General features: G+C 60.5%; 23 protein-coding genes and 1 pseudogene. 10 read left to right on the top strand and 14 right to left on the bottom strand.

The genetic code is table 11. From position 1 onward, the window contains the following. Positions 1-5: 5 nt before the first annotated feature. Positions 6-977, bottom strand: coding sequence for a tonB-system energizer ExbB (gene exbB / locus J3P81_RS00600; protein ID WP_434561621.1), 972 nt, complete (start codon positions 975-977; stop codon positions 6-8). Between the two features lie 188 nt (positions 978-1,165). On the opposite strand from exbB, the gene J3P81_RS00605 reads away from it, so the two are divergent. Then, entirely contained in the window at positions 1,166-2,023 is an 858-nt protein-coding gene (locus J3P81_RS00605) for an SDR family oxidoreductase (RefSeq protein WP_434561623.1), read from the top strand. A gap of 128 nt (positions 2,024-2,151) precedes the next feature. Here the strand turns inward: J3P81_RS00605 and J3P81_RS00610 are convergent, their stop codons facing one another. The 6 genes from J3P81_RS00610 to J3P81_RS00635 all read right to left on the bottom strand — a co-directional run bounded on the left by J3P81_RS00610 (position 2,152) and on the right by J3P81_RS00635 (position 7,455). Then, complete coding sequence (locus J3P81_RS00610) at positions 2,152-2,892, bottom strand: hypothetical protein (RefSeq protein WP_434561625.1); 741 nt, start codon at positions 2,890-2,892, stop codon at positions 2,152-2,154. 55 nt (positions 2,893-2,947) lie between these two features. Continuing rightward, positions 2,948-3,328, bottom strand: coding sequence for a RidA family protein (locus tag J3P81_RS00615; RefSeq protein ID WP_434561627.1), 381 nt, complete (start codon positions 3,326-3,328; stop codon positions 2,948-2,950). A 33-nt stretch (positions 3,329-3,361) separates the two neighbouring features. Continuing rightward, entirely contained in the window at positions 3,362-5,467 is a 2,106-nt protein-coding gene (spoT, locus tag J3P81_RS00620; RefSeq protein ID WP_030142176.1) for a bifunctional GTP diphosphokinase/guanosine-3',5'-bis pyrophosphate 3'-pyrophosphohydrolase, read from the bottom strand. Between the two features lie 60 nt (positions 5,468-5,527). Then, positions 5,528-5,791, bottom strand: coding sequence for a DNA-directed RNA polymerase subunit omega (gene rpoZ / locus J3P81_RS00625; RefSeq protein WP_003177259.1), 264 nt, complete (start codon positions 5,789-5,791; stop codon positions 5,528-5,530). A gap of 167 nt (positions 5,792-5,958) precedes the next feature. Beyond that, positions 5,959-6,579: a guanylate kinase gene (gene gmk, locus J3P81_RS00630; protein WP_047735756.1), complete on the bottom strand. Its 621-nt coding sequence runs from the start codon at positions 6,577-6,579 to the stop codon at positions 5,959-5,961. A 12-nt stretch (positions 6,580-6,591) separates the two neighbouring features. Beyond that, positions 6,592-7,455, bottom strand: coding sequence for a YicC/YloC family endoribonuclease (locus J3P81_RS00635; RefSeq protein WP_420767156.1), 864 nt, complete (start codon positions 7,453-7,455; stop codon positions 6,592-6,594). A 265-nt stretch (positions 7,456-7,720) separates the two neighbouring features. Between J3P81_RS00635 and rph the strand changes: the two genes are divergently transcribed. The 3 genes from rph (at position 7,721) to gltS (ending at position 10,543) form a co-directional block, all read left to right on the top strand. Then, positions 7,721-8,443 (top strand): ribonuclease PH, encoded by a 723-nt coding sequence (gene rph / locus J3P81_RS00640; RefSeq protein ID WP_434561629.1) that lies wholly within the window; start codon positions 7,721-7,723, stop codon positions 8,441-8,443. Between the two features lie 30 nt (positions 8,444-8,473). Further along, positions 8,474-8,842, top strand: a complete 369-nt coding sequence (locus tag J3P81_RS00645; RefSeq protein ID WP_186615200.1) for a DUF4870 domain-containing protein — start codon at positions 8,474-8,476, stop codon at positions 8,840-8,842. 492 nt (positions 8,843-9,334) lie between these two features. Next, the gene (gene gltS, locus J3P81_RS00650) at positions 9,335-10,543 is read left to right on the top strand and encodes a sodium/glutamate symporter (RefSeq protein ID WP_434561631.1); all 1,209 of its coding nucleotides are present in this window, start codon (positions 9,335-9,337) and stop codon (positions 10,541-10,543) included. A 96-nt stretch (positions 10,544-10,639) separates the two neighbouring features. Here the strand turns inward: gltS and J3P81_RS00655 are convergent, their stop codons facing one another. Then, the gene (locus J3P81_RS00655; RefSeq protein WP_013694557.1) at positions 10,640-11,419 is read right to left on the bottom strand and encodes an exodeoxyribonuclease III; all 780 of its coding nucleotides are present in this window, start codon (positions 11,417-11,419) and stop codon (positions 10,640-10,642) included. A gap of 83 nt (positions 11,420-11,502) precedes the next feature. Between J3P81_RS00655 and pyrE the strand changes: the two genes are divergently transcribed. Further along, a complete protein-coding gene (gene pyrE, locus J3P81_RS00660; RefSeq protein WP_060740059.1) occupies positions 11,503-12,147 on the top strand; it encodes an orotate phosphoribosyltransferase in 645 nt (214 codons plus the stop codon). Positions 12,148-12,344: 197 nt separating this feature from the next. Here pyrE and argB read toward each other — a convergent pair whose 3' ends face one another. The 4 genes and pseudogenes from argB to coaBC form a co-directional block, all read right to left on the bottom strand. After that, complete coding sequence (gene argB / locus J3P81_RS00665; protein ID WP_030138216.1) at positions 12,345-13,250, bottom strand: acetylglutamate kinase; 906 nt, start codon at positions 13,248-13,250, stop codon at positions 12,345-12,347. Between the two features lie 26 nt (positions 13,251-13,276). Then, positions 13,277-14,692 (bottom strand): annotated as a pseudogene (locus J3P81_RS00670) (phosphomannomutase/phosphoglucomutase); the annotation flags it as partial. Positions 14,693-14,928: 236 nt separating this feature from the next. After that, entirely contained in the window at positions 14,929-15,384 is a 456-nt protein-coding gene (gene dut, locus J3P81_RS00675) for a dUTP diphosphatase (RefSeq protein WP_030138214.1), read from the bottom strand. Positions 15,385-15,389: 5 nt separating this feature from the next. Further along, positions 15,390-16,598, bottom strand: a complete 1,209-nt coding sequence (gene coaBC / locus J3P81_RS00680; protein ID WP_420767159.1) for a bifunctional phosphopantothenoylcysteine decarboxylase/phosphopantothenate--cysteine ligase CoaBC — start codon at positions 16,596-16,598, stop codon at positions 15,390-15,392. 144 nt (positions 16,599-16,742) lie between these two features. On the opposite strand from coaBC, the gene radC reads away from it, so the two are divergent. After that, positions 16,743-17,417, top strand: a complete 675-nt coding sequence (gene radC, locus J3P81_RS00685; protein ID WP_420767176.1) for a RadC family protein — start codon at positions 16,743-16,745, stop codon at positions 17,415-17,417. 134 nt (positions 17,418-17,551) lie between these two features. Here the strand turns inward: radC and J3P81_RS00690 are convergent, their stop codons facing one another. Continuing rightward, positions 17,552-19,138: an ABC transporter substrate-binding protein gene (locus J3P81_RS00690; RefSeq protein ID WP_434561633.1), complete on the bottom strand. Its 1,587-nt coding sequence runs from the start codon at positions 19,136-19,138 to the stop codon at positions 17,552-17,554. Between the two features lie 448 nt (positions 19,139-19,586). Between J3P81_RS00690 and rpmB the strand changes: the two genes are divergently transcribed. Both rpmB and rpmG read left to right on the top strand, forming a co-directional pair. After that, positions 19,587-19,820, top strand: a complete 234-nt coding sequence (gene rpmB / locus J3P81_RS00695) for a 50S ribosomal protein L28 (RefSeq protein WP_003177273.1) — start codon at positions 19,587-19,589, stop codon at positions 19,818-19,820. An 11-nt stretch (positions 19,821-19,831) separates the two neighbouring features. Further along, positions 19,832-19,987: a 50S ribosomal protein L33 gene (gene rpmG, locus J3P81_RS00700; protein ID WP_003177274.1), complete on the top strand. Its 156-nt coding sequence runs from the start codon at positions 19,832-19,834 to the stop codon at positions 19,985-19,987. Between the two features lie 114 nt (positions 19,988-20,101). On the opposite strand, the gene J3P81_RS00705 is transcribed toward rpmG, so the two are convergent. Beyond that, a complete protein-coding gene (locus J3P81_RS00705) occupies positions 20,102-20,464 on the bottom strand; it encodes a cupin domain-containing protein (RefSeq protein ID WP_434561635.1) in 363 nt (120 codons plus the stop codon). Positions 20,465-20,696: 232 nt separating this feature from the next. Between J3P81_RS00705 and J3P81_RS00710 the strand changes: the two genes are divergently transcribed. Then, a complete protein-coding gene (locus J3P81_RS00710) occupies positions 20,697-22,190 on the top strand; it encodes an aldehyde dehydrogenase (RefSeq protein WP_420767162.1) in 1,494 nt (497 codons plus the stop codon). A 175-nt stretch (positions 22,191-22,365) separates the two neighbouring features. Continuing rightward, positions 22,366-23,508, top strand: coding sequence for an MFS transporter (locus tag J3P81_RS00715; RefSeq protein ID WP_420767163.1), 1,143 nt, complete (start codon positions 22,366-22,368; stop codon positions 23,506-23,508). The last annotated feature ends 54 nt before the right edge of the window (positions 23,509-23,562 follow it).

Genomic DNA, 23,562 nt, shown 5'->3' on the forward strand with positions numbered 1-23,562 from the left:
GCCGATTACCCCACTTTCACCATGTGTGGTTGCGAGCCACGCTCGGGCGGCAGGTGATCGAGGTCGCGACTGACCAGCAACAGGACTTCGGCCGAAGCGTCGGAAACCTGGGCCTTGTAACCGGCGATGGAGCGGGCGAAGACGTTGTAGATAACCACCGCCGGGATGGCCGCGACCAGGCCCAATGCGGTCGCCAGCAAGGCCTCGGCGATACCGGGGGCAACGACGGCAAGGTTGGTGGTCTGGGTCTTGGCGATGCCGATGAAGCTGTTCATGATCCCCCACACGGTGCCGAACAGGCCGACGAACGGCGCAGTGGAACCGATGGTGGCGAGTACGCCGGTGCCGCTGCTCATGTTGCGACCGCAGGCCGCGACCAGGCGCTCGAGGCGGAAGCTCACGCGCTCCTTGATGCCCTCCTTCTCGCGGCTGTTGGCCGACAGGCGCATTTCTTCGAGCGCATCGTGGACCAGCAGGTTGGCGAGTGTGCCTTCCTTGCCGGCGGTGGCACTGGCTTCCTTGAGAGTGGTGGCTTTTTTCAGCGCGGCGATTTCACCCCGCAGGCGACGCTTGGCGCCAAGCAGTTCAAAGCCCTTGGCGATCCAGATCGTCCAAGTGATGATCGAGGCGATGGCCAGGCCGATCATCACGGCTTTGACGACCACGTCGGCATTTTTGTACATGCCCCACGGCGACAGGTCGTGGGCCATGCCCAGGGTATTGTCGGCTTCGAGCACTTGAGGCGCCTCGGCCTCGACGGCCTGGCTCGGATCGGCGGCCACGGGCGTTGCAGCAGGTGCGGCCGGGTCGGCCGGTGCCTGGGTGGCAGCAGGCGTGGTGGCGGGGGTCGATGCGGGCGTCTGCGCATCAGCGAAGGCGGCGCTCGGCGCCAGCATCAGACTGAGCAGCAAGGCTGCCACGGCGCCCCAGGCGCGGGGTCGGTTGGTTGGCGAAGCGGAAGAGAAAGAACGTGTCATGCTGGCCGGACCTGAGAATAAAAGAAGGTTGATGTTCTTCCAGGCCTCGTGAGGCCGAGAACAAAAGTGGCGAGCATTATTGCAAGTAATTCTTGTTAACAAAAGTAATACAGTAACTTTTTTTGCTTCATGGCTAGCCGCTCGTCCAGTGCGAAGGCTAGTCTGCGGCTTTCCCAGAGGAGTTCTTGATGTCCGCGCCTTCTGTTTTGATCGCCGGTTGTGGCGATATAGGCGGCCGCCTGGCGAGCCAGCTCGTGGCCGAACATTGGCGGGTCCATGGCTTGCGGCGTACGGTTTCGAACCTGCCGGCCGGGGTTGTCGGCGTCGCGGGGGACCTGTTCAGTGCGCAGTGTCCCGTCGGCTGGCCTGTGGGGTCGTTGGATTATCTGGTGTACAGCGCCGCCGCTACCGATCATGACGAGGCGGGCTATCGTGCCGCTTATGTCGAAGGGTTACAGCATGTGTTGGGCTGGCTGGAACAGCATGGCCAGCGGCCCAAACGATTGCTCTTTGTGTCCAGCAGCAGCGTGTATGGACAGCAGGGCGGGGAGTGGGTGGACGAAAGCTCGCCCACCGAGGCGGGCGGTTATTCCGGGCGAGTGATGCTGGAAGCCGAGCAGGTGGCACTCGACAGCGGCATCCCGGCCAGTCGCATACGCCTGACCGGCATCTACGGACCGGGGCGGGAATGGCTGCTGAGCCAGGTGCGCCAAGGCTATCGCGTGGTGATCGACCCGCCGCTCTATGCCAACCGCATCCACGCCGACGATGCCGCCGGCCTGCTGGCGTTTCTGCTGAAAGCTGATCATCAGGGCAAGACGCTGGAAGACTGCTACATCGGCGTCGATGACACCCCCGCGCCGCTGGCCGAGGTGGTGGGTTGGTTGCGTGACTACATGGGCGTTACCGAATGGGCCGACGACGCCAGCGTGCGCCGCGCCGGCAGCAAGCGCTGCAGCAACGCCCGGGCCAAGGCGTTGGGCTGGACGCCGCGTTATCCGAGCTTTCGCGAGGGGTATGCGGCGATTCTGGAAGGTCGTTGCTGATTCGCCTGACAGCCCCAAACCAACTGTGTGAGCGAGCTTGCTCGCGATGAGGCGCTAACAGTCAACATCAAGGTTGACCGTTACACCGCCATCGCGAGCAAGCTCGTTCCCACAGGGGGCACACCGGGTTACTGCTTTTCAAGCACCCATTTGCGATCACCCGGCGTGAACGACGGCATTTCATCCGCCAGCGCCGCGTTCACGGTCTGGAAGATTTCCAGTTTCTTGCCGTCACGGGAAAAAATCCAAGTGTTGCCCTGACCGTTCTGTTGCAGCCAGATGTTGTCGTTGCCACCGCTCATGGAGGCGCAGTCGCCAGCCAGGCACAAGGCGTAGCGATCAGTGCCCGGCAAGCCGCTGACTTGACCATCGGGCTGGAACTGCACGGTGGCGCCCTGGCCAGGACCTTCGGCAATGTTCCAGATGCCGCCGAGATAAGCCGAATACAGGGCGCGCTCGAAACTGGCGCCAATCGGCGCGCCTTCCGGTACCTGTACTTGGGCGCGGTCGAACACTTGCTGTGGTTCGTTTTCGGTGGCGGCCTGGCTCAACTGGTCGCCGTCGCGCTTGAGTTCGCTGGCCGAGCTGCCGTAGAAGTCGACTTTCCAGGCGCCGTCTTCTTCGCCCAGCAACTTGCCTTCGACATTCTCAAAACCATTGGTGTAACGCGCCTGGCCAGCCCGGGTGTTGACGTCCCATTCCAGGTTCGGGCCATAGGCCTGCAATGCTTCGCGAAGCGGGCCGCCTTTGGCGGCAGCGTCGATGGCGGCCTGGTTGATCCAGGTGCCGCTGATGTCACGGTCTGCAGGGTCGCTGGCGCAGCCGCCCAGGAGCAGGGCGAGCAGGGAGAAAGCAAGCGCTTTGCGCATGGTGGAATCCTTTCAGAACGAAAACGGCGCAGCGGGAAAGGCTGCGCCGGGCGTTTTACTCGATGACCAGGACGGCATCCATCTCGACCTGGGCGCCTTTTGGCAAGGCGGCCACGCCAATGGCAGCGCGGGCAGGGTAAGGCTGGTCGAAATACTTGCCCATGATCTCGTTGACCTTGGCGAAGTGGCTCAGGTCGGTGAGGAAGATGTTGAGCTTGACGATGTCCTTGAACGAGCCGCCGGCAGCTTCGGCCACGGCTTTCAGGTTCTCGAACACTTGCACGGTCTGGGCTTCGAAGCCCTCGACCAGCTCCATGGTTTTCGGGTCCAGCGGGATTTGCCCCGACATGTAAACGGTGTTGCCCGCCTTGATCGCCTGGGAATAAGTACCGATGGCGGCCGGGGCCTTGTCGCTGGAGATAACGGTCTTGGTCATTCATGACTCCTTGTAATGAGGGCGAGTGAGACGCTATGCGCGCATGCGAGTGATGCGGATGACCCCTGTCAGGGCGCGCAGTTTCTTGATCACGCGGGCCAGGTGTACGCGGTCGTGCACGCTGACCACCAGTTGGACGACGCTGATGCGACCGTCGCGTTCGTCCATGCTGATTTTCTCGATGTTGCCGTCGGCGGCGTTGACGCTGCTGGCCAGCAGTGCGATCAGGCCGCGCTGGTGCTCCAGCTCGACGCGCAGTTCGACATTGAATTCGCCGGTGACATCCTTGGCCCACGAAAGCTGGATGCATTTTTCCGGGTTGTGGCGGATTTCGCTGATATTGCGGCAGTTGTCCAGGTGCACCACCATCCCTTTGCCGGCGGACAGATGGCCGACAATCGGATCGCCAGGAATCGGCGTACAACACTTGGCGTAACTGAGGACCAGGCCTTCGGTGCCGCGAATCGCCAGCGGACCTTCAGGGCTCGGCAATTGTTCGCCTTCGCCGAGCAGTCGGCGGGCGACGACGTAGGCCATGCGATTGCCCAAACCGATGTCCTCGAGCAGATCTTCGATCAATTCGAGACGGTATTCGTGGAGCATGACCTGTACGCGCTCGGCCGGGATCTTGTCCAGGGAACTGTCGAAGCCGTTCAGTACCTTGTTCAGCAGGCGTTCGCCCAGGCTGATGGACTCGGAGCGACGTTGCAGCTTCAGCGCATGGCGGATATGCGTGCGGGCCTTGCCGGTGACCACAAAGTTGAGCCACGCCGGGTTGGGGCGCGCGCCGGGGGCGCTGACGATTTCCACCGTGGAGCCGCTTTGCAGCGGTTCGGACAACGGTGCCAGGCGACGATTGATGCGACAGGCAATGCAGCTGTTGCCGACGTCGGTGTGCACGGCGTAGGCGAAATCCACCGCTGTGGAGCCTTTGGGCAGCTCCATGATCCGGCCCTTGGGCGTGAAGACGTAGACCTCGTCCGGGAACAGGTCGATCTTCACGCTCTCGATGAATTCCAGGGAATTGCCGGCCCGTTGCTGCATTTCCAGCACGCCCTTGACCCACTGCCGCGCGCGGGCGTGAGTGCTCTTGGGTTGCTCGTCGCCGCTGGATTTGTACAACCAATGGGCGGCGATGCCGTTGTTGGCCATCTCTTCCATTTCACGGGTGCGGATCTGGATTTCGATCGGTACGCCGTGCATGCCGAACAGCGTGGTGTGCAGCGACTGGTAACCGTTGGCCTTGGGAATCGCGATGTAATCCTTGAAGCGCCCAGGCAGCGGTTTGTACAAATTATGGACAGCACCCAGCACGCGGTAGCAGGTATCGACCTTGTCGACGATGATCCGGAACGCATAGACGTCCATGATTTCGTTGAAGGCCCGGCGCTTGCCGCGCATTTTCTTGTAGATGCCGTACAGGTGTTTCTGCCGCCCGCTGACTTCGCCTTCGATGCCGTCGATGGCCAGGCAGTGGCTCAGGGACTCTTCGATCTTGTTGACGATTTCCTTGCGATTGCCCCGGGCGCGCTTGACGGCCTGGTTGATGCGCGCCGAACGCATCGGGTGCATCGCCTTGAAACCCAGGTCCTCGAACTCGATACGAATTGCGTGCATGCCCAGGCGATTGGCGATGGGTGCGTAGATTTCGAGGGTTTCCTTGGCGATTCGCCGGCGTTTCTCGCCGGACAGCACTTCCAGCGTGCGCATGTTGTGCAGGCGGTCGGCGAGCTTGACCAGGATCACGCGGATATCGCGGGCCATGGCCATGGCCATTTTCTGGAAGTTTTCGGCCTGGGCCTCGGCCTTGGTCTCGAAATTCATCTGGGTCAGCTTGCTGACCCCGTCGACCAGTTCGGCCACGGTTTCGCCGAACTGCGCTTGCAGCGCTTCCTTGGCAATGCCGGTGTCTTCGATCACGTCGTGCAGCATGGCCGCCATCAGGCTCTGATGGTCCATGTGCATGTCGGCAAGAATATTCGCCACCGCGAGCGGGTGCGTGACGTACGCCTCGCCGCTGCGGCGGCGCTGGCCGTCGTGGGCTTGTTCGGCGTAGAAATAGGCTCGGCGGACCAGGTTGACCTGGTCCGTGCCGAGGTAGGCCGATAAGCGATCGGCGAGGGCGTCTATGCTCGGCATGATAGTGACTCCTGCCGTCTGCTGTGACCCCGCGCCGTGCTACGTCGACCAGGCATAGGCTTAGACCGCCTCGTTGGACTCGTCCTCGAACGCTGCGAACAGCGGTTCGTCTTCAACGATTTCAGCGTTGGCGATGAACTCGTAGCTCATCAGGCCTTCGGCGATTTCACGCAGCGCTACCACGGTAGGCTTGTCGTTTTCCCACTGGACCAATGGCTCTTTGCCGCCGGTGGCCAGTTGACGGGCACGCTTGGTAGAGAGCATGACCAGCTCAAAGCGGTTTTCCACGTGTTCTAGGCAGTCTTCAACGGTTACGCGGGCCATGGTATTCCTCGGAGCGAATGCAATATGCGCGCTGCCCGGTTGGGCGAGCGGACTCAACAGTTTAAAAAAACACCAGCGTTTAGGGAAGCGCTGATTTTTTGATCAAACCCCTCGGCGCGCTGCGAGTACCAATGTAAAGCCGTCGCAGCGGTTTTGGGAAGGGCTGTTCAGCCCAGCAGTTCGGCCAAAAGCTTGCCGAAACGTTGCTGCTGGCGCTTCTGTTGCAGCTGGCTGGCGCGGAAAATCGCCTTCAGGTCGTCCAGCGCGTGGGCAAAATCGTCATTGATGATCAGATAATCGTAATCGACGTAATGGCTCATTTCGCTGACCGCTTCACGCATCCGGCCTTCGATGATTTCATCGCTGTCCTGGCCGCGGTTGGTCAGGCGTTGGCGCAAGGCTTGCTGGCTCGGCGGCAGGATGAAGATGGAGCGGGCCTGGGGCATCAGCTTGCGAACTTGTTCGGCGCCTTGCCAGTCGATCTCCAGGATCAGGTCGTGGCCTTCATCGAGGGTTTGCTGGAGGTAGCTCTGCGAAGTGCCGTAGAGGTTGCCGAAGACTTCGGCGCGCTCGAGGAAATCGCCGTGCTCGGCCATCCTCACGAACTCTTCACGGTCAACGAAGTGATAGTTCACGCCATTCACTTCGCCCGGGCGCATGGCGCGGGTGGTGTGCGAGACCGAGACGCGGATCTGCGGCTCGGCATCGATCAATGCCTTGACCAGGCTGGTCTTGCCAGCGCCCGAGGGCGCGGAAATGATGTAGAGAGTGCCGGTGCTGTGGGTCATGTCGGGTTAGCCTTACTCAATGTTCTGCACTTGTTCGCGCATTTGCTCGATCAACACCTTGAGGTTGACCGCCGCCTGCGTGCTGCGCGGGTCGAAGGCTTTGGAGCCCAGTGTATTGGCTTCGCGGTTGAGCTCCTGCATCAGGAAGTCGAGGCGGCGACCGGCCGCGCCGCCGGACTTGAGCACCCGGCGAACTTCGATGATGTGGGTGCTCAGGCGATCCAGTTCTTCGGCCACGTCGCTTTTTTGCGCGAGCATGACCATTTCCTGTTCCAGGCGCTGCGGGTCCAGCTCGGCCTGCATGTCGGCGAAGCGGTCGAGGACTTTCTGGCGTTGGGTGGCGAGCATTTGCGGGACCAGTTCGCGCAGGGTGACGACATCTTCTTCAATAGAAGTCAGGCGCTCGTTGATCAGACGGGCCAGCTCCGCGCCTTCACGCTCGCGACCCGCCTTGAGTTCCTTCAGCCCTTGAGTGAAGAGTGCCAGCGCCTCGGCATTCAGCGCTTGGGGATCGCTCGCATCGCCGACCAGTACGCCTGGCCAGGCCAGTATTTCCAGCGGATTGAGGGCGGCGGGGTTCTTGATCAAGCCTGCGACGGTTTCTGCGGCCGCGACCAGTTGCGCAGCGCGTTCGCGATCGACCTGCAGCGTCTTGCCACTGCTTTCTTCGGTGAAGCGCAGGGTGCATTCCAACTTGCCCCGGGACAAGCCCTGGCGCAGCGCTTCGCGCACGCTGCCTTCCAGATCGCGGAAGGATTCGGGCAGGCGCAGATGCGGCTCCAGGTAGCGGCTGTTGACCGAGCGCAATTCCCAGCTCAGCGTGCCTTGGGCGCCGGCCTTTTCGACTCGGGCGAAGGCGGTCATGCTGTGCACCATGGGGATTCCTCGCAATGCAAGCCGGCCACAATCGGTCGTCGTGGGGCCTGGGGTCTGTGGGTTGATGCTGAAGGACAGCAAAGGCGCAGGATTGTAGCGCAGTGCGACGCAAGCGCCCAAACAGCTCCGGTAACAAAGCGCTGCAGCCCGTCGGCCGGGGCTTTGAGCGCGTTCGTCCGTCGCGTTGGATTTTTAGACCTGCCTTATGGCAGCGCACGGCTTTATAATGCCCAGCAGTTTTCCGTCCCCTGTACAGGTGTTCCCTATGAAACGTCCAAGTGGTCGCGCTGCCGATCAGCTTCGCTCGATCCGCATTACCCGCAACTACACCAAACACGCCGAGGGATCTGTACTGGTCGAATTCGGTGATACCAAGGTCATCTGCACCGTCAGCGTCGAAAACGGCGTGCCTCGCTTCCTGAAGGGCCAGGGGCAAGGCTGGTTGACCGCCGAATACGGCATGCTGCCGCGCGCCACCGGCGAGCGGAACCAGCGCGAGGCCAGCCGTGGCAAGCAGGGCGGCCGGACCCTGGAAATCCAGCGATTGATCGGCCGTTCCCTGCGCGCTGCGCTGGACATGTCCAAGCTTGGTGATGTGACGCTGTATGTCGATTGCGATGTGATCCAGGCTGACGGCGGCACCCGCACCGCTTCCATCACCGGCGCGATGGTTGCGTTGGTCGACGCCTTGAAAGTGATCAAGAAACGCGGTGGCCTCAAGGGTGGTGACCCGCTCAAGCAAATGATCGCCGCGGTGTCGGTGGGCATGTACCAGGGCGAGCCGGTGCTGGACCTGGACTACCTCGAAGACTCCGCCGCCGAGACCGACCTGAACGTGGTCATGACCAGCGCTGGCGGCTTCATCGAAGTCCAGGGCACTGCCGAAGGCGCGCCGTTCCAGCCGCAAGAATTGAACGCTATGCTGGAGCTGGCGAAGAAAGGCATGACCGAAATCTTCGAATTGCAAAAGGCCGCGTTGGCCGACTGATTGTTGTGCGCTTCAGACAAGGAGAATGTCATGAGTGATGAGCAAGTCCTGTTGCCCCAACCGAGCAAAGAAGCGCGGCAATGGGCAATGTTTTGTCACCTGTCTGCACTGTTGGGAATTTTCATTCCGTTCGGTTCGCTGATCGGGCCGCTGGTCATCTGGCAGCTCAAGCGTGAGTCCGACCCGTTCATCGATGCCCAGGGCAAGGAAGCGCTGAACTTCCAAATCACTGTGGCGATCGCTGCGGCGATCAGCTTGCTGCTGATGATCGTGGTGATCGGTTTCTTCCTGTTTGGCCTGGTCGCCATCGGTGCGCTGGTGCTGACCATTATTGGCGGTGTGAAAGCCAATGAGGGGCAGCCGTACCGATATCCCTTTACCTGGCGGTTGGTTAAATAGCGAACAGCGCTGCGATATAAAAATGCCCCGGTTGTCGGGGCATTTTTATTAGGGGTGCGAAACTTGGTGTTTCTATAAAAACAATCGGAAAAGTCTGATAACGCTTCGTAGAAATGGATTCTTGCTTGATGTGATTCCATCACTGAAGGAAGTATCGAAACAAGAAGTTGAGAGCTCAGAGATTGATGTCACAAAACCGTTCATTGCAACGGCCGTCGTGTCCAGCTGCGCATTGTCTCTTGTCGGTATATTGCCGCTCTTAAACTTTTAGTCACAACTGAGCGATGCTCGCGTGGCCCATATGCTTGGCATCGATAGTCTTCGGTTGATAGAGTCCCCCCAAGCAATATTCTCCGTGAAATATTTCGATATATTCAAGCCATTGAAGGCATTTGAATTAAAGATCAATCAGTGTTGAGCATTCAACCTGCTCAAGTGGCGTGTCCAGGTAAAAAGTCCGCCCTTGAATAGATACAGAAAAGATGGATATTCATGTTTCAGCTCGATTTCTACGGCACGCTTGTCGCCGCCTCCCTGGTACTTTTACTGGGACGTGGGCTTGTGGGCCGTGTTGGTTTTCTGCGTGTCTACAATATCCCCGAGCCTGTAGCAGGCGGGCTGGTAGTGGCTTTGGTTCTTTTGGCTTTGCGCGCACTTGATATTGAAGTCCGGTTTGATACTTCGTTGCAAACGCCATTGATGCTGGCTTTTTTCGCCACGATCGGCCTGAGTGCGGATTTCGCCAGCCTGAGAAGAGGCGGGCGCGTGGTGGGGATTTTCCTGTTGGCGGTGACCGGCTTGCTGGTGGTCCAGAACGCCATGGGCATCGGGCTGGCAAAAGCGCTGGGGCTCGACCCCTTGATGGGATTGCTGACCGGCTCGATTAGCTTGGCGGGCGGCCATGGAACAGGCGCAGCGTGGGGAACGGTGTTCAGTGAGAAATACGGCCTGGCTTCCGCTTCCGAACTCGCGATGGCTTCTGCGACGTTTGGCTTGGTGTTGGGCGGTTTGATCGGTGGTCCGGTTGCTCGCCTGCTCATCAAGCGTGTCCAAGTGCCCGGTTGCCTTGAGTCGCAAAACCCTCGCGCGCCCAAGGGGTTCGAGCAGCCGAACGAAGAACGCTCGATCACGCCGTTCTCGTTCATCGAGACACTTGCTCTTATCGCTGTCAGCCTGTTGGCTGGCACGCTCCTGAACGGGCAGCTCCACGGTACTGCATTCGAGTTGCCGACGTTCGTTTGCGTCCTGTTCGTGGGGGTAATCTTGCGCAACGGTCTTTCGGCGCTTGGCTTGTATCAGGTTTTCGAGCGTGAAGTGTCTGTGCTTGGCAACGTCAGCTTGTCGCTGTTCCTGGCGATCGCACTCATGTCGCTCAAGTTGTGGGACCTGGCGTCACTGGCCTTGCCAATCTTCATCATTTTGGCAGTCCAGACGTTGATCATGGCTTTGTTTGCGATTTTCGTGACGTTCAGGCTGATGGGTAGCCACTACGACGCCGCGGTCCTGTCGGCAGGGCATTGCGGTTTCGGGCTGGGGGCTACGCCGACGGCGATTGCCAACATGCAGGCGGTGACCCAGCGCTACGGACCCTCGCAGATAGCGTTTCTGGTGGTACCCATGGTGGGAGCGTTCTTCATCGATATCGTCAACGTCATCGTCATCAAGCTGTACCTTGCCCTGCCGTTATTTGCTGCGGCTTGAAGCCTGAAGCGGAAACATGCTCCAAAAAAAATACCCGTATCTCGCGATACGGGTATTTTTTATGACCGGTCGGCCTGAAGCAGCTCGTCGATACGCTTAGATCGTCAGCGTCCAATCGTAGTCCACGATCAGCGGCGCGTGCTGCGAGAACCGTGGCTGGCGCGGCAGGCGGGCGCTGCGTACGAAGCGGCGCAGCCCAGGCGTCAGCAACTGGTAGTCGAAACGCCAGCCGAGATTGAGCATCTCGGCCTGCTCGTTGTCCGGCCACCAGCTGTACTGGTCGCCTTCGCGGCTGACTTCACGCAGGGCGTCGACATAGCCCATGTTGCCAATGATCTCGTCCATCCAGGCCCGTTCCGGCGCCAGGAAACCAGGAGATTGCTGGCTGTCGCGCCAGTTCTTGATATCCAGCTTCTGTTGCGCCACGTACAGCGAGCCACAATAAATGTACTCGCGACGTTTGCGCCGCTGTTTATCAAGGTAACGGGCGAAGTCGTCCATCAACTTGAATTTCTGATTCAAATCTTCATCGCCGTTCTGCCCCGAAGGGAGCAGCAAGGTCGCGATGCTGACCTTGTCGAAATCGGCTTGCAGGTAGCGCCCGTAGCGGTCCGCCGTCTCGAAACCGAGACCGTTGATGACAGCCTTCGGTTGCAGCCGCGAGTACAAAGCCACGCCACCCTGGGCGGGGACTTCGGCATCGCAGGCATAAAGGAAGTAACCATCCAGTTGGAAGGCTGCATCGTCCAGTTCAAAGGCGGAGGCGCGGGTGTCCTGCAGGCAGATGACGTCGGCATTCTGTGCTTGCAGCCAACTGAGCAAACCACGCTCCACTGCAGCCTGAATACCATTGACGTTCACACTGATGATCCGCATAAATGGCCCCAAAAATCACGTGCGTGTATGATACACGCCGTGTACCTATTTAGCTAAATCCGCGGTATTTGAGGCTTTTTTTCATGCAGGCGTATCAGCGCGATTTCATTCGCTTTGCCATCGATCGCGGTGTTCTGCGCTTCGGTGAGTTCACTCTCAAGTCCGGGCGCACCAGTCCGTACTTCTTCAACGCCGGCCTGTTCAACAGCGGCACCGCCCTGGCGCAGTTGGGTCGGTTCTATGCCGCGGCCATCGTCGAGAGCGGCATCCCGTTCGACGTATTGTTCGGGCCCGCCTACAAAGGCATCCCGCTGGCCGCCACCACCGCCGTCGCCCTGGCCGAACACCATGGCCGCGACCTGCCCTGGTGCTTCAACCGCAAGGAAGCCAAGGCCCATGGCGAGGGCGGTAGCCTGGTCGGCGCGCCGCTGACCGGCGATGTGCTTATCATCGATGACGTCATCACCGCCGGCACCGCCATTCGCGAAGTGATGCAGATCATCGCCTCGCAAGAAGGCGCCAAGGCCGCCGGCGTGCTGATCGCCCTGAACCGCCAGGAGCGCGGCAATGGTGAGCTTTCGGCAATTCAGGAAGTTGAGCGCGACTTCGGCATCCCGGTGATCAGCATTGTCTCGCTGAACCAGGTGCTGGAATTCTTGGCCGATGATCCGCAGCTCAAGCAGCATCTGCCGGCGGTGGAAGCCTACCGCGCCCAGTTCGGCGTCTAAGAAGCCCGGATGATTTTGATCTTGTGGCGAGGGAGCTTGCTCCCGCTGGGCTGCGCAGCGGCCCTAATATCTTTACGGTCGCTGCGCAACCGAGCGGGAGCAAGCTCCCTCGCCACAAAAGCATCATCTGAAAAAGTGGTGTAAAAAAAGACCCCGCTCAACCAGGTTGAGCGGGGTCTTTTTTTTGCAGGTATCGCTTAAGGACGCTTGCGATTGCTGATCAACGTACCCACGCCGGTATCGGTGAAGATCTCCAGCAGGATCGCATTCGGCACGCGACCGTCGATGATCAACGAACTTCCCACACCGCCCTGTACCGCTTCCAGCGCGCAACGAATCTTCGGCAGCATGCCGCCGTAGATGGTGCCGTCGGCGATCAAGTCGTCGACTTGCTGGGTCGACAAGCCGGTCAGGACCTTGCCGGTCTTGTCCATCAGGCCGGCAATGTTGGTGAGCAGCATCAGCTTCTCGGCCTTCAGCGCCTCGGCGACCTTACCGGCCACCAGGTCGGCGTTGATGTTGTACGACTCACCGTTGGCGCCCACGCCGATTGGCGCGATGACCGGGATGAAGTCGCCCTTGACCAGCAAATTCAGCAGGTCGGTGTTGATGCCGACCACTTCGCCCACCTGGCCGATGTCGATGATTTCCGGCTGGGTCATCTCCGGGGTCTGGCGCGTAACGGTGAGCTTCTTCGCGCGGATCAGCTCGGCGTCCTTGCCGGTCAGGCCGATGGCGCTGCCGCCGTGACGGTTGATCAGGTTGACGATGTCCTTGTTGACCTGGCCGCCGAGCACCATTTCCACTACATCCATGGTCTGTGCGTCAGTGACGCGCATGCCGTCGATGAAATGGCTCTCGATGGAGAGGCGCTTGAGCAGGTCGCCGATCTGCGGGCCACCACCGTGCACCACCACCGGGTTGATGCCCACGGCCTTCATCAGCACGATGTCGCGGGCAAAGCCGGTTTTCAGCTCCTCGCTTTCCATCGCGTTGCCGCCGTACTTGATCACCAGGGTCTTGCCGACATAGCGTCGGATATAAGGCAACGCTTCGGACAGGACCTTGGCGGTGTTGGCGGCGGCTTCGCGTTCGAGGGTCATTCAGGGCTCCGGTGGTGATTCAAAAATCAGAACGGTAGTTGGAGATCGGGTGCAACACGTTTGAGTTGGGTGTGGAACACGTCCTTGATGCGCTGCAGTTCGGCCTCGTTGTCGGCCTCGAAGCGCAGCACCAGCACCGGCGTGGTGTTGGAGGCGCGAACCAGGCCCCAGCCTTGTGGGTAGTCGACCCGCACACCGTCGATGGTGGTCAGTTCGGCGCCTTCGCCCCACTGGGCATCGTGCAGTGCATCAATGATGCTGAATTTGCTCTCTTCGGTCACATGGATATTGATTTCCGGCGTAGAAATATCGTTCGGGAAGGTTGCGAACAGTTCTTCCGCAGTGGATTTTTCCTTGCTCAGAATCTCCAGCAGGCGTGCCGCGCTGTAGATGCCGTCATCAAAACCGAACCAACGCTCCTTGAAGAAGATGTGGCCGCTCATTTCGCCGGCCAGCAGGGCACCGCTCTGTTTCATTTTCTTTTTGATCAACGAATGGCCGGTTTTCCACATCAGCGGACGGCCGCCGTATTCCTTGATCAGCGGCACCAGGCGACGGGTGCACTTCACGTCGAAGATGATTTCCGCATCGGGGTTGCGTGCCACGACGTCCTTGGCGAACAGCATCAGCAGGCGGTCCGGGAACACGACGCTACCGGTCTCGGTCACCACGCCCACGCGGTCGCCGTCGCCGTCGAAGGCCAGGCCCAGGTCGGCATTGGTTTCCTTGACCTTTGCGATCAGGTCTTGCAGGTTTTCCAGCTTGCCCGGGTCCGGGTGGTGGTTCGGGAAGTTGCCGTCGACTTCGCAGAACAGCGGGATAACTTCGCAGTTCAGGGCTTCGATCAGTTGAGGGGCGATCACGCCAGCCGCGCCGTTGCCGCAATCGACCACCACTTTCAGGCGGCGAGCGAGCTTCACGTCCTTGACGATCTCATCGTTGTAGCGCGGGAGGATGTCGACCTTGGTCACGCTGCCCTGGCCGCTGCTCAAGTCATTGGTCTTGAGGCGGGTGTGCAGGGCCTGGATCTGCTCGTTGGCGAGGGTGTCGCCGGCGATGACGATCTTGAAGCCGTTGTAGTTCGACGGGTTGTGGCTGCCGGTGAGCATCACGCCGGATTTACCAGCCAGCACGTTGGCGGCGTAGTACAGCGCCGGTGTTGGCACCAGGCCGACGTCGCTGACATGGCAACCACTGTCGGCAATGCCCTTGATCAATTGCTCGACCAGTTCCGGGCCGGACAAACGACCATCGCGGCCGACGTTCACGTTCGGTTCGCCCTGGGCCAGGCTCTGGGAACCAATGGCGCGGCCAATCCAGTAAGCGGTTTCAGCCGTCAGGGTTTCCGGCACGACGCCACGGATGTCGTAGGCGCGGAAGATACTGTCAGGAAAGATCGGGGCGATTGCGGCTGGGGTGTTCATGGGCGGGCGCTCTATCAGGAAAGTGACTGGACACGCCGACAGGGGCGTCGGCAGGCTCAAGCTGAAGGGTATGACGGCGTTTTTGGCAGAGAGTTCGCGGTGGGAGCGTGCCATGAGACAGCGGTATCCCGGTCTGAACCGTCTAAAACCTTGATTCCCGGTGGGAAACCTTGTCGCCAGCCGTTGCGCATTTTTCGTCCTGAAACAGAAGCTTAATAAAGCAGCCAGGCAAGGTGCCCGGCTGCAACGCAGTATCAATGACTGCCGGAATGCCCGAAGCCGCCGGCGCCACGTTGGCTTTCATCGAATTCCTGGACCAGTTCGAAGTGGGCCTGGACCACTGGCACCAGCACAAGCTGAGCGATGCGTTCGCCCACTGCGATGTTGAAAGCGGTCTGGCCACGGTTCCAGCAGGACACCATCAGTTCGCCCTGGTAGTCCGAATCGATCAGGCCGACCAGGTTGCCCAGCACGATGCCGTGCTTATGGCCCAGGCCCGAGCGTGGCAGGATCAGCGCGGCAAGGCCCGGGTCACCGATATAGACCGACAGGCCGGTCGGAATCAGCAGGGTCTGGCCCGGCTCCAGGACGGTGTCTTGCTTGAGCATGGCCCGCAGGTCGAGGCCGGCGGAGCCCGGTGTGGCGTACTGCGGCAATGGAAATTCGTTGCCGATGCGTGGGTCGAGGATCTTGGCTTGTAGAGCGTGCATTGAAATTAAACCTGGTTCAGCCGTTCGGCGATGAAAGTGATCAGTTGGCGGGCGATCTTGCCCTTGCTGGTCTGGGCGAAAAGCGTGGCGTGCAACTGGCGGTCGATCACGCTGCAGGCGTTTTCCTCGCTGTTGAACCCAATGCTCGGGTTGGCGACGTCGTTGGCGACAATCAGGTCCAGATTCTTGTCCTTGAGCTTGCGCGCGGCGTAATCGAGGAGGTGTTCGGTCTCGGCGGCGAAACCCACGCTGAACGGACGGTCGGGGCGGGTGGCGATGGTGGCCAGAATGTCAGGATTGCGCACCATTTGCAGGAGCAGGCCGTCGCCGCTCGTAGGGTCTTTCTTCAATTTTTGCGGGGCGACGACTTCAGGCCGGTAGTCCGCCACTGCCGCCGAGGCGATGAAGAGGTCGCACGGGATGGCCGCTTCGCAGGCGGCAAGCATGTCCCGGGCGCTGACGACGTCGATGCGCGTAACCCGGTCTGGGGTCGGCAGGTGCACGGGGCCGGTAATCAGCGTCACCCGGGCGCCAGCCTCTACGGCGGCTTCGGCCAGGGCGAAGCCCATTTTCCCTGAGCTGTGGTTGGTGATGTAGCGCACCGGGTCGATGTTTTCCTGGGTCGGCCCGGCGGTGATCAATACGTGCTTGCCCGTCAGGGCTTCGCGCTTGAAGCAGTCGGCGGCGCATTGGGCCAGGTCGGTGGCTTCTAGCATGCGGCCCATCCCGACATCGCCGCAGGCCTGGCTGCCGGAAGCTGGACCGAAGACTTTCAGGTTGCGACTTTCAAGCAGTTCCAGATTGGCCTGGGTGGCCGGGTCGCGCCACATGGCCTGGTTCATGGCCGGTGCCACGGCGACCACCGCGTCGGTGGCGAGCACCAGGGTGGTCAACAGGTCATTGGCGATGCCCTGGGCCAGGCGGGCGATGAGGTCGGCCGTGGCCGGGGCGATCAACACCAGGTCGGCCCACTTGGCCAGTTCGATATGGCCCATGGCGGCTTCAGCCGCCGGGTCGAGCAGATCCAGGTGGACCGGGTGGCCGGACAGGGCCTGCATGGTCAGCGGCGTGATGAATTCACTGCCGCCACGGGTCATGACGACCCGCACTTCCGCGCCCTGGTCGATAAGCCTGCGAACCAGCTCGGCGCTCTTATAGGCGGCAATGCCGCCGCCGACGCCCAGAACGATGCGTTTCCGATACAGCCGCTGCATAGGCCTGCCTTTCGATTTCAGTGGTCAGCGCAGAGCGAAACCCTTGGCGTGAGCTGCCTGGGTGAAAATCGCCTGCAAAAAAGATGGGCTAAGATATCACAGCGTCCGCTATGGAACAGCGGCGCCCACTATCAGGGAGATGCCATGAGTATTCGGGATTGGCCCGTGGCCGAGCGGCCGCGGGAAAGGTTACTGGCATCGGGAGCGGAGAGTCTTTCGGACGCCGAGTTGCTGGCGATTTTCTTGCGCACGGGAGTGGCGGGCAGAAGCGCGGTGGATCTGGCGCGACACCTATTGAGTCAATTTGGCTGCCTGCGCGCGCTGCTTGAAGCGGACCAGGTTACGTTCAGCAGTCAGATGGGCCTGGGCCCGGCGAAATTCGCACAGTTACGGGCAGTTCTCGAAATGGGCCGGCGACATCTGGCAGAGCGGATGCGGCAAAAATCAATGCTTGAGGATCCGCAGGCTGTTCGTGACTATCTGAAGTCAATGCTGCGCCACGAGCCTCATGAGGTTTTTGGTTGTCTGTTCCTTGATTCACGGCACCAAGTGCTGGCGTTTGAAGCACTGTTTCGCGGCTCGATCGCCACGGCCACCGTTCACCCTCGGCAAGTGGTCAAGCGGGCCCTGGCCCACAATTGCGCTGCCGTGATCCTGTGCCACAACCACCCCTCCGGCAACACCGAGCCCAGCCAGGCCGACCGAATGCTCACCGAGCGGCTTCAGGAGGCGCTGGAGCTGATCGATGTGCGGGTGCTCGATCATTTCATCGTTGGCGATGGGGAGCCACTGTCCATGGCGGAGTATGGGTGGATGTAGGTTCGATCTGACGAACAAGACCCTTTGTGGGAGCGAGCTTGCTCGCGATAGCGGTTGCTCAGTCAGCATTGATGTGTCTGATGCGCGGCTATCGCGAGCAAGCTCGCTCCCACAGGGGGGCTGTGGGGCTGGGGTTACTTGAAGCTGACCTTGGAGTAATCCTGGCGCCCAAACGGGCTCACCGCATACCCCTGCACATCCTTGCGGGTCAATGCGAAGGCGGTCGGGTGCGCCAACGGCAACCAAAGGGCCTGCTGCTGGATCTGAGCCTGTGCCTGTTCGTAGAGCTTGGTGCGGACACCTTGCTCGCCAGTGGTCTTGCCAGCACTGATCAGCTTGTCCAGGTCCGGGTTGCAATAACGGGCAAAGTTGGTGCCGGACTTGACCGCCGCGCAGGAAAATTGCGGCGTGAGGAAATTGTCCGGATCGCCGTTATCACCGGCCCAGCCCATGAACAGCAGGTCATGCTCGCCAGCCTTGGCGCGGCGGATCAGCTCGCCCCATTCGATCACGCGGATTTCCGCCTGGATGCCGATTTCCGCCAGGTCCGATTGCAGCAGTTGGGCGCCAAGGCTCGGGTTGGGGTTGAGCAGGCTGCCGGAAGGGCGAGTCCAGATGGTGGTCTTGAAGCCCTCTTTCAACCCGGCCTTGGCCAGCAGGTCCCGAGCTTTGGCCGGATCATGGGCATAGCCGGGCAGGTTTTTGGCGTAGCTCCAGGTGTTTGGGGGGTAAGGACCGTTGGCCGCTTCGGCGGTGCCTTCGAAAACGGTCTTGAGGTAGCTGGGCTTGTCAAACGCGAGATTGATAGCCTGACGGACTTCAGGTTTGTCCAAGGGGGGATGCTGGCTATTAATCGCCAGGAAGGCGGTCATGAAGGCGTCAGTCTGTTCCACTTTCAACGTAGGCTCTTGCTTGGCGGCCTGTACGTCCAACGGCTTGGGCGACAACGCGATCTGGCATTCATTGCGCCGCAGTTTCTGCAGGCGAACGTTGGCGTCCGGGGTGATGGCGAAAATCAGGGGGTCGACCTGAGGCTTGCCGCCAAAGTATTCGCTGTTGGCCTTGTAGCGGATCGAGGCGTCTTTCTGGAAACGGCTGAAAATGAACGGGCCGGTGCCAATGGGCTGGCTGTTGAGTTGTTCCGGCTTGCCGGCCTTCAGCAACTGGTCTGCGTATTCGGCTGAATAGATTGACGCAAAGCCCATGCTCAGCGTCGCCAGGAAGGTCGAGTCGGCATGGTCCAGTGTGAATCGCACCGTTAGCGGGTCCAGGGCGTCGATTTTTGTGATCAGCGACGGCAATTGCATGGATTGAGCGTGTGGGAAGCCACTCTGCGCCACTTTATGCCAAGGGTTGGCGGGATCCAGCATGCGGTCGAAGCTGAACTTGACGTCTTCGGCGGTCAAGTCGCGGTGCGGTGTGAAATAGTCGGTGTGGTGGAACTTGACCCGAGGACGCAGCTTGAACACATAGGTCAGTCCATCGGGCGACACTTCCCAGCTGTCGGCCAGGCTCGGGACCACTTTCCCGCTGGCCGTATCGAAGTCCACCAGGCGGTTCATCAGCACGTCGGCCGAAGCATTGGTGGTGGTCAACGAGTTGTATTGAACGACATCGAACCCTTCCGGGCTGGCCTCGGTACATACGCTCAGGGCGGCGGCCTGGGCCAGCGGGCTGATCAGCAGAGGGGCGAGCATCAGTGGTAGGGCAGCGAGGCGCATGATTTGATTTCCTGTGCAGGTCGGAGGCCCATCTGCGAGTGCAGTCTGGAAAAGGTCTACCCTAGTGGGCTCGCCTGCAAATGACTATCCCCATTTTGCATTTTCCGGCACTCTTTCCTGCGCTTCGCAGGAGGTGCCCTGGGTTGGAACCCGGCATCGATTGAAAAAAACCTGCGCGCCGCGACGAGCGGTAAGGCCATCGCCGGCCCTTGCCCCAGCCGCCCGGGGCTGCCGATTGATGATTTCCAACGAAGACAAATCACACCGGCTGTTGTTGTGCTGGGGTCTTTCTGGTATAAAGCAGCGCTCTTTTCTAGGGGCCCGGTTCCTTCACTGTAGGTGTAGCCGGTAAGACCCTTAAAGAAACGCGGCGCCTGGCGCCAAATGACTGAGAGATTAAGCGGCCAACCCATGCCGGGTTGGGCATGTGGTTTTAGAGGGCTGAGGCATGTCGAGAGTCTGTCAAGTTACCGGTAAGGGTCCGGTGACTGGGAATAACATTTCCCACGCAAACAACAAAACCCGTCGTCGTTTCCTGCCGAACCTGCAGCATCACCGCTTCTGGGTTGAAGAAGAGAAACGTTTTGTACGTCTGCGCGTATCTGCCAAGGGCATGCGCATCATCGACAAGCGTGGCATCAGTGTCGTGCTGGCCGAACTTCGTCGCGATGGCAAGGTTTAAGGGAGCTAATCATGCGTGAATTGATTCGTTTGATCTCGAGCGCCGGTACTGGTCACTTCTACACTACCGACAAGAACAAGCGTACTACTCCGGACAAAATCGAGATCAAGAAATATGATCCGGTTGTTCGCAAGCACGTGATCTACAAGGAAGGCAAAATCAAGTAATTGATTTTTCTTCTTTACGAAAAGGGCCCGTATCGCGAGATACGGGCCTTTTTTGTTACCGGTGTCTTGTCTGTCAGGGCGCCATCGCGAGCAAGCCCAGACAGCACAAAACCCTCAGGCCTTCTGCTCGAACACCACATAAATCTTGCGGCAAGGCTCCAGCACTTCCCAGGTGCCCTTGAACCCGGCCGGAATCACGAAGCGATCGCCCGCCCGAAGTGTCTTGGCATTGCCTTCGGCATCCCGCAGCACCGATACGCCCTGAACGATTTCGCAGTATTCGTGTTCCGTATAGTTGACCGTCCACTGGCCGACCGCACCTTCCCAGACCCCGGCATTCATCTGGCCGCATGGGCTGTTGTAATGATTGAACACCGCCTGTTCAGGATCACCCTTGAGTATTTTGGTGGGGTCCGGGCGATAGCGTTCGGGGGTAGTGTTGGCCTGGCTGAAATCGACGATGTCCTGAATATTCATGCAAGTGATCCCCGGAGATAGCGTGGAAGGCCTCGAGTCTATGTTTATTAAAACGAACATCGCAAGGCCGTTTGCCAGCGTTATGTCAAATATATTGAAACATTAGCAGCGGCTGGTTTAGGGTGGCGGATGTTCCGTGCCGATAACAGCGCCGAAAACGGGCTGGCCGGGCAGAATTCTTGAGCGCTGCGGGTGCCGCGGCGTTCCTACCCAATAAGAGGAGGACACTCGCATGACCACCCTGACTCGTGCCGACTGGGAACAGCGCGCCCGCGACCTGAAGATCGAAGGCCGCGCTTTCATCAACGGCGAATACACCGATGCGGTGTCCGGCGAAACCTTCGATTGCCTCAGCCCGGTCGATGGCCGCCTGCTGGGCAAGGTCGCCAGCTGTGACGTGGCCGATGCCCAACGCGCCGTCGAAAATGCTCGTGCCACGTTCGATTCCGGCGTCTGGTCGCGCCTGGCGCCGAGCAAGCGCAAAGCCGCCATGATTCGCTTCGCCGGGCTGCTCAAGCAGAACGCCGAGGAGCTGGCCCTGCTGGAAACCCTGGACATGGGCAAGCCGATCAGCGATTCGCTGAATATCGACGTGCCCGGGGCCGCCCAGGCGCTGAGCTGGAGCGGTGAAGCCATCGACAAGATCTACGACGAAGTGGCCGCGACGCCCCACGATCAGTTAGGCCTGGTGACCCGCGAACCCGTCGGCGTGGTCGGCGCCATCGTGCCGTGGAACTTCCCGCTGATGATGGCTTGCTGGAAGCTCGGCCCTGCGTTGTCCACCGGTAACTCCGTGGTGCTGAAACCATCGGAAAAATCCCCGCTGACCGCGATCCGTATCGCCGCCCTGGCAATTGAGGCGGGTATTCCCAAAGGTGTGCTGAACGTTCTGCCGGGCTACGGCCATACCGTTGGCAAGGCGCTGGCCTTGCACATGGATGTCGATACGCTGGTATTCACCGGCTCGACCCGGATCGCCAAGCAACTGATGGTCTATTCCGGAGAGTCCAACATGAAGCGCGTCTGGCTGGAAGCCGGCGGCAAGAGCCCGAACATCGTGTTTGCCGATGCCCCGGACCTGCAAGCCGCCGCCGAATCCGCCGCCAGTGCCATTGCCTTCAACCAGGGCGAAGTCTGCACCGCCGGCTCGCGCCTGCTGGTGGAGCGTTCCATCAAGGACACCTTCCTGCCGCTGGTGATCGAGGCCCTCAAGGGCTGGAAGCCTGGCAACCCGCTGGACCCGGCCACCAATGTCGGTGCCCTGGTCGATACCCAGCAGATGAATACCGTGTTGTCCTACATCGAGGCCGGTCACAGCGACGGCGCCACGCTGGTGGCGGGCGGCAAGCGGATCCTCGAAGAGACCGGCGGCACTTACGTTGAACCGACGATCTTCGATGGCGTGAGCAACGCAATGAAGATCGCCCAGGAAGAAATCTTCGGCCCGGTATTGTCCGTCATCGCCTTCGACAGCGCCGAAGAGGCCATCCAGATCGCCAACGACACGCCATACGGCTTGGCTGCCGCGGTGTGGACCAAGGACATCTCCAAGGCCCACCTGACCGCCAAGGCGCTGCGCGCCGGCAGCGTCTGGGTCAACCAGTACGACGGCGGTGACATGACCGCGCCGTTCGGTGGCTTCAAGCAGTCGGGTAACGGCCGGGACAAGTCGTTGCATGCGTTCGACAAATACACAGAGCTGAAGGCGACCTGGATCAAGCTATGATGAAATGACGGCTCCGGATCCGGTTCGGGCCCTCAAGTAGCGCTAGTCCCCTGTGGGAGCGAGCTTGCTCGCGATCAGCGGTATGACAGTCGACGACATCGTTGAATGTCGCGCCGCCATCGCGAGCAAGCTCGCTCCCGCATTGGTTTTGAGTGATTGCTACAGGAGCAGGGAAATGCGTTGGGCGACTTATTTCGCCGTGTTGGCGTCTGTCCTGAGTGTCGGCCTGGCCCTGGGCGTGAGCATGCCGCTGGTGTCGCTGCGCCTGGAGGGCTGGGGTTACGGTTCGTTCGCCATCGGCGTTATGGCCGCCATGCCGGCCGTTGGGGTGCTGGTCGGGGCCAAGGTATCGAGCCGACTGGCGGCGCGCTTCGGCACGGCGGCATTGATGCGCCTGTGCCTTTGGGGCGGGGCGCTGTCCATCGGGTTGCTGGCGCTGTTGCCCAGTTATCCGGTGTGGTTGCTGCTGCGGCTGTTGATCGGCGTGGTCCTGACGCTGGTATTCATCCTTGGCGAGAGCTGGATCAACCAATTGGTCGTCGAACAATGGCGCGGCCGGTTGGTCGCGCTGTACGGCAGCAGCTATGCGTTGAGCCAACTGTCCGGTCCGTTGCTGCTCGGCGCCCTTGGGACCGACCACGACTATGGCTTCTGGGTGGGCGTCGGCCTGCTGCTGGTCTCGCCCTTATTGTTGCTTGGCCGTAGCGGGGCGCCCAGCAGTGAAGCCAGCAGTGTCACCTTCAAGGATCTCTGGGGCTTTTGCCGGGGCTTGCCGGCGATTGGTTGGGCCGTGTCGTTGTTCGCCGCCTTTGAAGCCATGATCCTGACGTTGCTGCCCGTCTATTGCTTGCGCCAGGGCTTCAGCGCCGATGTCGCGCTGGCGATGGTCAGCACAGTGGTGGTCGGCGATGCCTTGCTGCAATTGCCCATCGGTGCCCTGGCCGATCGCCTTTCGCGTCGCTCGCTGTTCACTGGCTGCGCGGTGGTCTTGATGTTGTCCAGCCTGGCAGTGCCGCTGCTGATCGACACGCTCTTCATCTGGCCGCTGTGGGTGCTGTTTGGTGCCAGCGCGGGAGGGCTGTTCACCTTGTCGCTGATTTTGATCGGCGAGCGTTATCGCGACGATGCGTTGGTCCGGGCCAACGCTCATATTGCCCAGCTTTGGGGCATTGGATGCCTGGTTGGACCTTTGTTGGCGGGGGCGGGCAGCCAATGGATCAGCGGGCACGCGCTGCCCCTGTTCATGGCTGCGGGGGCGTTCGGGTTGGTGATTCTGTTGTTGCGACAAGGCGCGTTCGGAGCGACACAGCCCGCCTGAAGTTAGAAGAGGCCGGCGACGAGGGAGCTTGCTCCCTCGCCACAAAGGCGGACT

Origin of the sequence: Pseudomonas sp. R1-6, from assembly GCF_051132115.1 — a bacterium.
Classification (GTDB): domain Bacteria; phylum Pseudomonadota; class Gammaproteobacteria; order Pseudomonadales; family Pseudomonadaceae; genus Aquipseudomonas.

Coding starts and splice junctions, on each gene's coding strand:
- exbB (WP_434561621.1), bottom strand. CDS start 977: ATGACACGTTCTTTCTCTTCCGCTTCGCCAACCAACCGACCCCGCGCC.
- J3P81_RS00605 (WP_434561623.1), top strand. CDS start 1,166: ATGTCCGCGCCTTCTGTTTTGATCGCCGGTTGTGGCGATATAGGCGGC.
- J3P81_RS00610 (WP_434561625.1), bottom strand. CDS start 2,892: ATGCGCAAAGCGCTTGCTTTCTCCCTGCTCGCCCTGCTCCTGGGCGGC.
- J3P81_RS00615 (WP_434561627.1), bottom strand. CDS start 3,328: ATGACCAAGACCGTTATCTCCAGCGACAAGGCCCCGGCCGCCATCGGT.
- spoT (WP_030142176.1), bottom strand. CDS start 5,467: ATGCCGAGCATAGACGCCCTCGCCGATCGCTTATCGGCCTACCTCGGC.
- rpoZ (WP_003177259.1), bottom strand. CDS start 5,791: ATGGCCCGCGTAACCGTTGAAGACTGCCTAGAACACGTGGAAAACCGC.
- gmk (WP_047735756.1), bottom strand. CDS start 6,579: ATGACCCACAGCACCGGCACTCTCTACATCATTTCCGCGCCCTCGGGC.
- J3P81_RS00635 (WP_420767156.1), bottom strand. CDS start 7,455: ATGGTGCACAGCATGACCGCCTTCGCCCGAGTCGAAAAGGCCGGCGCC.
- rph (WP_434561629.1), top strand. CDS start 7,721: ATGAAACGTCCAAGTGGTCGCGCTGCCGATCAGCTTCGCTCGATCCGC.
- J3P81_RS00645 (WP_186615200.1), top strand. CDS start 8,474: ATGAGTGATGAGCAAGTCCTGTTGCCCCAACCGAGCAAAGAAGCGCGG.
- gltS (WP_434561631.1), top strand. CDS start 9,335: ATGTTTCAGCTCGATTTCTACGGCACGCTTGTCGCCGCCTCCCTGGTA.
- J3P81_RS00655 (WP_013694557.1), bottom strand. CDS start 11,419: ATGCGGATCATCAGTGTGAACGTCAATGGTATTCAGGCTGCAGTGGAG.
- pyrE (WP_060740059.1), top strand. CDS start 11,503: ATGCAGGCGTATCAGCGCGATTTCATTCGCTTTGCCATCGATCGCGGT.
- argB (WP_030138216.1), bottom strand. CDS start 13,250: ATGACCCTCGAACGCGAAGCCGCCGCCAACACCGCCAAGGTCCTGTCC.
- dut (WP_030138214.1), bottom strand. CDS start 15,384: ATGCACGCTCTACAAGCCAAGATCCTCGACCCACGCATCGGCAACGAA.
- coaBC (WP_420767159.1), bottom strand. CDS start 16,598: ATGCAGCGGCTGTATCGGAAACGCATCGTTCTGGGCGTCGGCGGCGGC.
- radC (WP_420767176.1), top strand. CDS start 16,743: ATGAGTATTCGGGATTGGCCCGTGGCCGAGCGGCCGCGGGAAAGGTTA.
- J3P81_RS00690 (WP_434561633.1), bottom strand. CDS start 19,138: ATGCGCCTCGCTGCCCTACCACTGATGCTCGCCCCTCTGCTGATCAGC.
- rpmB (WP_003177273.1), top strand. CDS start 19,587: ATGTCGAGAGTCTGTCAAGTTACCGGTAAGGGTCCGGTGACTGGGAAT.
- rpmG (WP_003177274.1), top strand. CDS start 19,832: ATGCGTGAATTGATTCGTTTGATCTCGAGCGCCGGTACTGGTCACTTC.
- J3P81_RS00705 (WP_434561635.1), bottom strand. CDS start 20,464: ATGAATATTCAGGACATCGTCGATTTCAGCCAGGCCAACACTACCCCC.
- J3P81_RS00710 (WP_420767162.1), top strand. CDS start 20,697: ATGACCACCCTGACTCGTGCCGACTGGGAACAGCGCGCCCGCGACCTG.
- J3P81_RS00715 (WP_420767163.1), top strand. CDS start 22,366: ATGCGTTGGGCGACTTATTTCGCCGTGTTGGCGTCTGTCCTGAGTGTC.